At 56.3% G+C, this 10784-nt stretch carries 11 protein-coding genes and 1 tRNA gene; 4 read left to right on the top strand and 8 right to left on the bottom strand.

Going from position 1 to position 10784, the window contains the following annotated elements:
- The 8 genes from AXE65_RS09540 to AXE65_RS09505 form a co-directional block, all read right to left on the bottom strand.
- Nucleotides 1-858: zincin-like metallopeptidase domain-containing protein (locus AXE65_RS09540; protein WP_239685066.1), on the bottom strand; the 858-nt coding region annotated here is incomplete at its 3' end.
- A complete protein-coding gene (locus AXE65_RS14175; protein ID WP_239685065.1) occupies nucleotides 855-1025 on the bottom strand; it encodes a hypothetical protein in 171 nt (56 codons plus the stop codon). The genes AXE65_RS14175 and AXE65_RS09540, both read right to left, overlap by 4 nt.
- Nucleotides 1026-1818: 793 nt before the next feature.
- Nucleotides 1819-1894, bottom strand: a tRNA-Phe gene (locus AXE65_RS09530).
- 808 nt (nucleotides 1895-2702) lie between these two features.
- Nucleotides 2703-3992 carry a phosphoribosylamine--glycine ligase gene (gene purD / locus AXE65_RS09525; RefSeq protein ID WP_068391394.1) on the bottom strand — a complete coding sequence of 430 codons (1290 nt, stop codon included), beginning with the start codon at nucleotides 3990-3992 and terminating at the stop codon, nucleotides 2703-2705.
- Between the two features lie 14 nt (nucleotides 3993-4006).
- Nucleotides 4007-5566, bottom strand: a complete 1560-nt coding sequence (gene purH, locus AXE65_RS09520) for a bifunctional phosphoribosylaminoimidazolecarboxamide formyltransferase/IMP cyclohydrolase (RefSeq protein WP_068391391.1) — start codon at nucleotides 5564-5566, stop codon at nucleotides 4007-4009.
- A gap of 18 nt (nucleotides 5567-5584) precedes the next feature.
- Nucleotides 5585-5857 (bottom strand): DNA-binding transcriptional regulator Fis, encoded by a 273-nt coding sequence (gene fis / locus AXE65_RS09515; RefSeq protein ID WP_068391389.1) that lies wholly within the window; start codon nucleotides 5855-5857, stop codon nucleotides 5585-5587.
- Between the two features lie 77 nt (nucleotides 5858-5934).
- Complete coding sequence (gene xseA, locus AXE65_RS09510) at nucleotides 5935-7281, bottom strand: exodeoxyribonuclease VII large subunit (RefSeq protein WP_068391387.1); 1347 nt, start codon at nucleotides 7279-7281, stop codon at nucleotides 5935-5937.
- A 10-nt stretch (nucleotides 7282-7291) separates the two neighbouring features.
- The gene (locus tag AXE65_RS09505) at nucleotides 7292-7741 is read right to left on the bottom strand and encodes a DUF721 domain-containing protein (protein ID WP_068391384.1); all 450 of its coding nucleotides are present in this window, start codon (nucleotides 7739-7741) and stop codon (nucleotides 7292-7294) included.
- 110 nt (nucleotides 7742-7851) lie between these two features.
- Between AXE65_RS09505 and lgt the strand changes: the two genes are divergently transcribed.
- The 4 genes from lgt (at nucleotide 7852) to AXE65_RS09485 (ending at nucleotide 10736) form a co-directional block, all read left to right on the top strand.
- Nucleotides 7852-8655: a prolipoprotein diacylglyceryl transferase gene (gene lgt, locus AXE65_RS09500; RefSeq protein WP_068391381.1), complete on the top strand. Its 804-nt coding sequence runs from the start codon at nucleotides 7852-7854 to the stop codon at nucleotides 8653-8655.
- Nucleotides 8639-9433, top strand: coding sequence for a thymidylate synthase (locus tag AXE65_RS09495; protein ID WP_068391378.1), 795 nt, complete (start codon nucleotides 8639-8641; stop codon nucleotides 9431-9433). The genes lgt and AXE65_RS09495 overlap by 17 nt, the downstream gene beginning before the upstream one ends.
- Nucleotides 9433-9981, top strand: a complete 549-nt coding sequence (locus tag AXE65_RS09490; protein ID WP_068391375.1) for a dihydrofolate reductase — start codon at nucleotides 9433-9435, stop codon at nucleotides 9979-9981. Before AXE65_RS09495 ends, AXE65_RS09490 begins: the two co-directional genes overlap by 1 nt.
- 80 nt (nucleotides 9982-10061) lie before the next feature.
- Nucleotides 10062-10736, top strand: coding sequence for a CsgG/HfaB family protein (locus AXE65_RS09485; RefSeq protein ID WP_068391372.1), 675 nt, complete (start codon nucleotides 10062-10064; stop codon nucleotides 10734-10736).
- The last annotated feature ends 48 nt before the right edge of the window (nucleotides 10737-10784 follow it).

Genomic DNA, 10784 nt, shown 5'->3' with positions numbered 1-10784 from the left:
CGCGCCGGTGCGGTTGTTGCTGATGCTGCCTGCCGGTCTGCCGTCCAGATGCGCCACATAAAAACCGTCTTTTGCGCCTTTTTTGCCGCCCTCTACCGCAACCCGATGGGACTTGCCGTCCATAATCGGATGCTCGCCGTCCACCACCAGGCCAATGCTGCGCCTGGCGGCGGCAAACTCTTCTTGCGGGCGGATGGGTAGCTCTTGCTGGATGGCGATATTGTCCGCTTTGAATTTGGCCAACTTTTCCATATCCGCCTGCGGCCCGGCATACCAAGCCTTTGCCGCCTTATCCCAACGCGCTCCGGCAGCTTTGGCTTCGTCTTTGCGCTCAAAGGGCTCTGCCAGATATTGGCGTTTGGCAGGTTCCGCTGCCGGCTGCGGCTGTATTTGTGCCTCTGTTGTGGTTTGGGTTTGTGGCTCCTGCTGTTCTTGCTCCTGTGCAAGCTGCTGTTTTTGTTCCAAACCCAAAACATAACGTTGGATTTGCTCGGCATCCTTGGCGGCGCGGTAGATTTCCTGTGGGTCGTCTTTAAGAACTTTTATCCATGCCCCAACATAGGCGGCGTTTTGTTCGCTGTCGTGGGCAATGCCTATTTCGCCTGCCAGCATCATCGAGGCGATTTCGGCTCTTAATTCTTCTTTGGCGTAGCCCTGGCTGCCAAAGCTATGCTTGAGATCGCGGTTTAGGCGGCTTTCGTAGCCTGTCCAATGGCCTAACTCGTGCAGCGCGGTGTCGTAGTAGCCTTCGGCGCTTTCGAACTGGCTTTTCTCGGGCAAGCTGATGCGGTTGTTTTCCGGATGATAAAACGCGCGGTTGCCCGGCTGATGGCCTATGTTTGCGCCGGATGCGGTCAAAATCTGCTCGGCGCGGGCGATCGGGTTCCAGTTTGCTTGCTGCTTTTTGATGGCAGTGGCGGCAGATTGTGGTTATCGATTTGCTCGATATTAAACAGGTGCGCTTGAAAGTTTTTCGGCCGTATCAGTTTGACCGTCTCTTTGACGGTTTCGCCCTGTTCGTCCAAAACCGGCTTGCCGTCTTTATCTAAAATTATCTACCGTTACAGTAGAACGTGTTGTCCGGCCAGGGTTCCCAGAAGCCATACAACCTTGTGCTACAGGCAAGCGGGCAGCGAGGCGCTGGTTTGCCGCGGACGTTATCCGCTGGGCGAAACAAAACAAGGGGAAGCTACCCAAACCAAAGGCGCGAGGTCGTCAACCCAGCCGTCCGGCAATTTCAGAAGCGGTCGCGTTGTAATCAATCATGAGTGAGTGCAAATCTTTATGCCCAATGGTTCGCGCCAAATCCAAAATTTCCAGCTTTCGGGCAAGACGAGTAATGGCTTCGTGGCGCTGCGGGGGTCTAGGCTACAAGTGGTGCGACCAGGCCGCCAAACTGCAGCAGCGCTACACACAAGCGCTAAACGAAGCGCTGGAGACGGCAAGAACAAGCCCTATATGCACAAATGGAGGCGCTAACCCGTGACACTGAAAAACAACTGGAAGCCGTGGCCTCTGCTGAGCGCACTGCTTTTGACAACCGCCTGCACGACCTCGCCCAGCAATACGCCCATCGTCCCGCTGGTATAAATCCCCACTGCCGCAGGCTGCAAAGCAGAACAAACCCGCGCCGCCGTGCTTGCCCACTTGCTTGCAGACGCTGACCAACTGGCGCAAAGCTTCGCAATAGAAGCTGACCGAAGACGAATAGCGAAGCAGCATATGAAGCTGCGCGATTGGGCAAGTAGCGCTTAAGTGGGTGCAGGGAAAATTGAGCAAGCCAAAAATTCTTTAACTTATTGATTTTTTAATATGTTTTGGTGCCCAGGGACGGAATCGAACCGCCGACACGGGGATTTTCAATCCCCTGCTCTACCGACTGAGCTACCTGGGCGTGTCTAACGAGGGAGCGCATTAAACGGGTTTGCGGGCTTCCTGTCAATATGTGAGAGGTGGTTTATCAGGGCAATCAGGTGAGGCGATTCTTTATGCTCCATTCGTGGGGAAAAGCGCTAGTAGATAGGATTATTTCTCATTTAATCGTATTGGACGACTCAACATGTAGGATAGGAGCATGCGATCAGGTAGTCGCCTGCGTGTTTAAGACGACACGAATGAGAACGACGCTCTTCACCTGATTACCCTGGGTGCTTTATTTGTCATAGGGGAAATAAACAGAAAAAGGCTAGGAAAGAGCTGAAAATCAGAAAGTTAGAGTTTGATGTGAGCAATATTAAGAATGAAGAAAAGTGGCTAAAAATGAACGTTTCCGACATGGAGTGAGCGGATTTTGATTGGGGATAGATGGGGGTGTTTGGGAAGGGGCGTAAACCTTTTTTGTTGGCGTTAACAAAATGGTCGGCGAGGTTAAGGGCGGGCTACCCTGTAGAAATTAGACTTTTTTATCTGACAAATATCGATTTTGCTGTCGCGCCAGTCCGCCAATGTCATAGTCCGGTTTTACCGGACGAGTGGTTGAGTGGTTTTTACTGATGAAGCGCCGCCTTTTCGTAGCCAGTGGGTGGGCTAGCCCAAGGTCGAGTGCCGTCTTTATGCACTCAGCGGCCGTTCACGCATCGCACGTATCGGTCGATAGAATACGATGGCTGCGGCCACAGCCAAGCCTGCTCCTGCAACGCTGCGCGTTGTCCTCGCGACGGAAGAACGAAAATAAAGGGCAGGCTGGGTGGGAGAGGGGTTTTTTAGTGGCTTTGCTCGCGGGTTATGGCGCGTAGGCCAATGTCTTTACGGCAGAACAGCTCAGTGCTCTGGATATGGCTGGCGAGTTGGTAAGCGTTTTGCTGGGCAGCCGCGACGTTTTCACCCAAGGCGGTGGCGCAGAGTACGCGGCCGCCGTTAATGCAGACTTTGCCGTCTTTTAAAGCCGTACCGGCGTGGAAGACTTTGCCGTTTTCGCACACGGCGTTATCTAAGCCCTCGATCAAACCACCTTTGGCGTAGTCGCCCGGGTAGCCTTGGGCGGCCAGCACTACGCCCAAGGCGGGCTGCGGGTTCCACTGCGCCTGTACTTGATCCAGGCGCCCGTCCAGTGCGGCTTGCACCAAGTCGAGCAGTGAGCTGTCAAGGCGCATCAGTAACGGCTGGGTTTCCGGGTCGCCCAAGCGGCAGTTGTATTCGATGACTTTGGCCGCGCCGCTCTCGTCAATCATTAAACCGGCGTAGAGAAAGCCGCGGTAGGGATGGCCGTCTTTGGCCATTGCGGCAAGCGTGGGGCGGATGATTTCGTCCATCACGCGCTGCGTGACGGCGGCTGTCACTACCGGGGCGGGCGAGTACGCGCCCATGCCGCCGGTATTCGGGCCCAGGTCGCCGTCAAAGGCGCGTTTGTGGTCTTGGCTGCTGGCGAAGGGCAGGGCGGTTGTGCCGTCGGCCATGACGATAAAGCTGGCTTCTTCGCCGGATAAAAATTCTTCAATCACCACCCGTGCGCCCGCTTGCCCAAAGCGATTGCTTTGCAACATATCGCGTACGGCGGCTTCGGCCTCGCTTAACGTCATGGCGACGATAACGCCTTTGCCCGCAGCAAGGCCGTCGGCCTTAATCACGATGGGCGCACCTTGCTCGCGCACATAAGCGAGCGCGGCTTCTGTCTCGGTAAAGACCTGATAAAAGGCGGTGGGAATCTGATGACGGCTTAAGAAATCCTTGGCGAAGGCTTTGGAGCCTTCAAGCTGCGCGGCGGCGGCGGTAGGCCCGAAGATGGGCAGGCCGCGTGATTGGAATAAATCCACCAGGCCTGCGACCAACGGTGCTTCCGGGCCGACTAGGGTTAGCGCCACTTGGTTTTGCTGCGCAAAATCGGCCAATTGTTCAATGGCCAGCACGTCGATGGCGATATTGCGGCATTTGGCCTCGCTCGCCGTACCGGCATTGCCAGGGGCGACAAAGACTTGCGATACGCGCCCGTCTTGGGCGATTTTCCATGCCAGCGCGTGCTCACGTCCGCCGCTGCCGATAATCAGAATATTCATGGAAAAACCTAAATTCAGTGGCGGAAGTGGCGAACGCCGGTAAACAGCATGGCGATTTGATGGGCATTGGCGGCGGCAATCACTTCGTTGTCACGCATTGAGCCGCCGGGCTGGATAACCGCACTGATGCCCTGTTCGGCGGCGCGTTCTATACCATCGGCAAAGGGCAAAAAGGCGTCCGATGCCATTACCGCGCCTTTGAGTGAAAGTCCGGCTAAGGCTGCGCGTTCGCCAGCAATGCGCGCGGAACCCACGCGGCTGGTTTGCCCGGCACCGATACCGAGCGTCTGCCCGTCTTTGGCGTAGACCACGGCGTTGGATTTAACGAATTTTGCGACCTTCCAGGCAAACAGCAGGTCGGCACGTTCCTGCTCGCTGGGTGCACGCGTAGTGACGACGTTTTGCTGCTCATCGGCGCAAATATCGGCGGTTTGTACTAATAGGCCGCCACTGACTTTTTTCAGTTCCAAGGACTGCGCCGGTTTATCCCAGGTGCCGCATTCGAGCAGGCGGATATTGGGTTTGCTGGCGAGTACGGTCAGCGCTTCTTCACTGGCCGAAGGCGCAATGATGACTTCAACAAATTGGCGTTCAAGGATGGCTTGTGCGGTTTTGCCGTCCAGTTCACGGTTAAAGGCGATAATGCCGCCAAAAGCCGATTCGCTATCGGCGTTAAAGGCGCGAAGATAAGCCTCACAGAGTCCCTCCTCCGTTTGTGCCACGCCGCATGGATTGGCGTGCTTAACAATCACACAGGCGGGCAGGTCAAAACATTTGACGCATTCAAGCGCCGCATCGCCATCGGCAATATTGTTGTAGGACAGTGCCTTGCCTTGGCGCTGCCGGGCAACGCTGATGCTGCCCGCTGGCGGCTGCGCTTCGCTATAAAAAGCGGCCTGCTGGTGCGGATTTTCGCCGTAGCGCAAATCTAAGGATTTATGCCACTGCGCGTTAAAGGTACGCGCAAAGGGTTGCTGCGCGGGTAAGCGAGCGCCCAAATAGTTGGCAATGCCACTGTCATAGGCGGCGCAGTGCTCAAAGGCGCGAACCGCTAAATCAAAGCGCATGGCTTGGGTCAGCCCGCCTTGTTTAAGGGCATCAATAACGCCGCCATAGTCCGCAGAACGCACCAAAACGGCGACTGACTGATGGTTTTTGGCGGCGCTGCGCAGCATGGATGGCCCGCCGATATCGATATTCTCGATGGCATGCGCGAGGCTGCAATCGTCCTTCTTGGTCACTTCGGCAAAGGGGTAGAGGTTGACCACCACCAAATCAATCGGCTCAATGCCGTGCTGCGCCATCACCGCGTCATCTTCGCCGCGCCGACCGAGCAGGCCACCGTGGATTTTCGGGTGCAGGGTTTTTACCCGTCCGCCCATCATTTCGGGAAAGCCGGTGTAATCGGCGACTTCAGTGACGCGAATGCCTTCTTTTTTCAGCAGGGCAAAGGTGCCGCCGGTGGAGAGCAGTTCAACGCCTAAAGCGACAAGCTCTTGAGCAAACGGGACAATGCCGCTTTTGTCAGAAACGCTGAGCAAAGCGCGGCGGATGGGCAGGCGGGAAGAGGTCATCAAAGGTTTCCGGCAGGGTTACAGTAAATCGTATTGCTTAAGTTTCTTGCGCAAGGTGCCGCGATTAAGACCTAAGAGTTCGGCGGCTCGGCTCTGATTGCCTTGCACATAGGCGAGGGTGACTTCCAAAAGCGGCGCTTCGACTTCGGCCAGCACCAAGTCATACAGGCCGCAAGCGTTTTGCCCGTCCAGATGGGCAAAGTAACGCAACAAGGCTTGCTCCACATTGACGCGAAGCGGCGGGGCAGTGTCAGCAGAAGAGGGGCAGCCCGCTTGGGCGTTTTGGGTCATGGCAGGCATGGGTGGCTTTAAAGCAGACAGCACGGCGGGGCGTAATCATACCTGTTTGTTGCCGCCGGATAAACGATTTAATCACAGGCTTGCACCAGCAACTTAAGACTCCCTTCGTCAAGCCGTGCCTGAAGGCTTTGCCCGGGCGCGGTATCTTGGGCGCGGCGCAGTACCTTGCCCTGTTCATCGAGCAAGATGCTGTAGCCGCGACTTAAGGTCGAGAGCGGGCTGACCAGATGAAGCTGCTGTGCCAAGGCGCTGATCTGTTGGCGAGCCTGATTAAGGCGCGTGGTTTGGCTTTGGCTAAGCCTTCTTTTAAGCTCATCGAGGCGCTGGCGTAGCAGTTTGCAGCGCTGGCCGGGGTGCTGCGCGGCGAGGCGCCGGGAAAGCTGCGAGTGCTGTTGATAATGGCGCTGCTGCACGGCGGCCAAGGCGCGGGCAAGGCGTATATCGAGGTCATCCAAACGCTGCGCTTGTTGCCGTAACCGTTCGCCAGGATGACGCAGACGGCATCGGATGCCCTCAAGCTGCAAGCGTCCTTGGGAAAGCTTTTGCTGCAGGCGCAGATGCAGGCGGCTCGCGAGGGTGTTCACGCGCCGTATGAGTTCGCTGTTATCCGGCGCGAGCAGTTCGGCGGCGGCAGAGGGCGTGGGCGCACGCACATCGGCGGCAAAATCGCACAGCGTGACATCGGTTTCATGACCGACCGCGCTAATAATCGGCAGCGGGCAGGCGGCGACCGCACGCACCACCTCCTCTTCATTAAAGGGCCACAAATCCTCCAGCGAGCCACCGCCACGCGCCACAATCAGCGCGTCAAAATGACATAGTGCAGCCATTTGCAAGGCATTAACAATCTGCGCGGCGGCCTGTTCGCCTTGTACGGCAGTGGGGATGAGCGTTAGCGATAGCTGCGGGGCGCGGCGAGTCCATACGCTGATAATGTCGCGGATAACCGCGCCGCTGGGCGAACTGATAATACCGACGCGCTGCGGATAAGCAGGTAGCGCCCGCTTGCGTTCGGCGGCAAATAGCCCTTCTTCGCTTAATCGGCGCTTAAGCGCTTCAAAGGCGAGACGCAGCGCGCCATCACCGGCAGGCTCCAGGCTATCGATAATCAACTGAAAATCGCCGCGCCCTTCAAACAGTGAAACCCGTCCGTGCACGCGCACCGCAAGGCCATTACGCAGCTCGGTGCGCACCCGCAGCGCATGGCCGCGAAACAACGCGCAGCGCACCTGTGCTTTGCTGTCTTTTAAACTGAAATACAGATGCCCGGAAGCCGGACGCGCCAGATTGGAAATCTCCCCCTCCACCCAAACCTCGGCGAGCACGTCTTCGAGCAGCAGGCGGGCGCGGTTATTGAGTTGGCTGACGGAAAGATATTCACGGGCAGCGGTAACGGCAAACAAGTCTTGGTTCATGGTTTAACGGTCATTTTTCGGCGTGTTTTGCGAGCTTTTTTAAGGCGTTTTGCAACGCGCGGTCGTTACAGTCTTTAGCGCAGGCGTGCAGGCTTTCCGCCGCCTTGGCTGGTAGCGGCGGGCAACTGCCGCGCCCCTGGCTTTGCACCAGAAGCGGCTGCACCTTCAGCACAATGCGCGAAATGCCGGCAAATTCCGGCAGCACTTGCAGCGCTTGGCACAGACGGCGCTCTTGATAGCGCAGATGGGTTGCCCACTGCCCGTTGCTCACGACCAGCAGTAAACGCCCATCACGAAACGAGGCGACCTTGCAGAACGCTCGCACTGCCGGGGCAAGTTGCGCGTGCAGCAATTGTTCGAGCCTAAGCAAAGCATCGGCCTTGGCCAGCAGGCTGGACAGCGGCTGCTTCTTATGCAATAAATCGGCAAGCGGACGGATCGGGGAAGGGGCGCTAGACATAAAAGAAGAGCCATGCACAAAGTCGCGCAAGCCTAGCAGAAGTTGCTCTGATGATGCGCTTATCCGGCCTCTGTGCTTCAATACAGTTCCCGTAAGTCTCAAGGTTATCCATGCTTTCCTTTCCTTCCATTGACCCGGTAGCCATTGCCCTTGGGCCGATAAAAATTCACTGGTACGGATTGATGTACCTGCTCGGTATTGGGCTGGCTTGGCTGCTCGCCGCCAAGCGTTTGCCCGCTTTTGAGCCAAGCTGGAACCGCGAGAAGCTCGCCGATTTGGTGTTTTGGGTGGCGCTTGGGGTGATTTTGGGCGGACGCTTAGGTTATGCGCTGTTTTATGACTTGCCTGCTTATCTGGCGCAGCCACTGTTGATTGTGCAGGTCTGGCGCGGCGGCATGTCGTTTCACGGCGGTTTGATGGGCGTGCTGCTGGCGGTATTTTTCTTCTCTCGGCGCGAGAAAAAACCGTTTTTTGCGCTGATGGATTTTATTGCTCCGCTGGTGCCGATTGGCCTTGGCGCGGGGCGTATCGGCAACTTTATCAATGGCGAGCTTTGGGGGCGGGCGACCGATTGGCCTTGGGCGATGGTCTTTCCCGCCGACCCTTACCAACTGGCGCGGCATCCGTCGCAGCTTTACCAGTTCGCGCTGGAAGGCGTGGCATTGTTTGTCATCCTCTGGCTGTATTCACGTAAACCGCGCCCGTGCATGGCGGTTTCCGGGCTGTTTGGCCTGTGTTATGGGGTGTTTCGTTTTGCCGTGGAATTTGTCCGCGAGCCGGACGCGCAGCTTGGCTACCTCGCCTTTGGCTGGTTGACCATGGGGCAGTTGCTTTGCTTGCCGATGGTGATTGGCGGCGCGGCGTTAATCGGCTTTGCCTATCGACAAAAGACCGCTCATGAAGCCCTATCTTGATTTAATGCGCCGCGTGCGCGAAACCGGCAGCTTTAAGCAAGACCGCACCGGCACCGGCACCCTTAGCCTGTTTGGCGAGCAGATGCGTTTTGATTTAGCCCAGGGTTTCCCCTTGGTGACGACCAAAAAATGCCATGTCAAATCCATCATCGTTGAGTTGCTGTGGTTTTTGCGCGGCGATACCAACACCGCCTATCTGAAGCAGCACGGGGTCAGCATCTGGGACGAATGGGCGGATGAGAAGGGCGAGCTCGGCCCGGTCTACGGCTATCAGTGGCGCAGTTGGCCGACGCCCGATGGCGGCCAGATCGACCAAATCAGTCAACTGGTGCAGATGCTACGCGATAATCCCGATTCGCGTAGGCTGCTGGTGTCGGCCTGGAATCCGGCGCTTATCGAACAAATGGCGCTACCGCCCTGCCATGCGCTGTTTCAGTTCTATGTCGCAGAAGGCAGGCTTAGTTGCCAGCTCTACCAGCGTTCGGCGGACATCTTTTTGGGCGTGCCTTTTAATATCGCAAGCTACGCGCTGCTAACACTGATGCTGGCGCAAGTGACAGGCTTTGCCCCGGGGGAATTGATCTGGACCGGCGGCGACTGCCATCTGTACAGCAATCACTTGGCGCAGGCCGACTTGCAGCTTTCCCGAGAACCGTTGCCGCTGCCCAAAATGCGGCTTAATCCCGAGTGCAAAGACCTGTTCGCCTTTACGCTTGCCGACTTTGACCTGCAAGGCTACCAATCGCATCCGCATATCAAGGCCGAGGTTGCCGTCTGATGAAACCGCTCGCGCTCATTGCCGCTTTAGGCGAAAACCGCGTTATTGGCCGCCAAGGCCGCCTGCCGTGGCATTTACCGCAAGACCTTGCCCACTTCAAAGCGCTGACAATGGGCAAGCCCATCATCATGGGGCGCAAAACTTGGGAATCCATCGGCAGACCCTTGCCCGGCAGGCTTAATCTGGTGATCAGTCGCACGGATTTATCGACCGGCACCGCAGAAGTCTTTACCAGCCTTGAAGCCGCGCGAAGCCGCGCCGATCACTGGGCGCAGCAGCAAAACGCCGATGAAATCATGGTGGTCGGTGGCGGCGAACTTTACCGCCAAGCGTTGCCGCTCGCCACGCGGCTTTATTTAACCCGCGTGGCATTAAATCCCGAAGGCGATGCTTTCTTCCCCGAACTGCCCGAGGGTCAATGGCAATTGCTGGAAAGCTGCGCACTTGCGGCTTGTGAAAATACCCCAGCTTGCACCTTTGAAACTTGGCGGCGGATAGCCCCAAAAATTGAATTAAAGCTCCTTCACCCGCTTGCGGAAGAGGATTAAATAGCGCAAGACGGCTTTTTTTGCACAGATTTCTATGCTCTAATCAAGTGAATTTTTGCGCCTTGGTCAGGATAAAAATCATGAAAAGCCTTCAATTTTTCCGCACCCTTGCCTTACTGGCGAGCACTTTATTACTGTTTGCAGGCTGCGCCAGTGAAAGCAGTAAACCCCTTGCCGTATCCTCCACACAGGCGGCACAAAGTCCTTGGCAAGGCGCGCGCAGCCCGATTTCCGTCGGCAAGTTCGATAACCGCAGCAGTTATTTAAACGGCGTGTTTTCCGACGGTATTGACCGCATCGGTAATCAGGCAAAAACCATTCTGGTCGGACATTTACAACAGAGCGGACGTTTCTCGGTACTGGACCGCACCAATTTATCGGAAATCAAACAAGAAGCCGGTTTTAGTCAAGCCAATCAACAGATTAAAGGCGCTCGTTTCGTGATTACCGGCGATGTCACCGAGTTTGGCCGTAAAACCGTAGGGGATAGATGGTTATTTGGTATTTTGGGGCGCGGTAAAAAACAAGTGGCCTATGCCAAAGTGACATTGAATGTGGTGGATGTAAATAGCTCCGAAGTCGTCTATTCATCATCCGGTGCGGGTGAATATGCTTTATCCAATCGCGAGATTATCGGCTTTGGCGGCACTGCCGGTTACGATGCGACTTTAACCTCCAAAGTGCTGGACTTATCTATACGCGAAGCGGTTGACCACTTGGTCGATGGCATACAAAAAGGCGCTTGGCGGCCTTAAAGCATTTACTTATCCATCATCCCTTGATACCGACCAGGCGCTTAAATT

This window comes from Ventosimonas gracilis (assembly GCF_001580025.1).
Lineage (GTDB): Bacteria > Pseudomonadota > Gammaproteobacteria > Pseudomonadales > Pseudomonadaceae > Ventosimonas > Ventosimonas gracilis.
The sequence above is the reverse complement of the archived record's forward strand: the minus strand, read 5'-3'. Positions and strand labels throughout refer to the sequence as shown.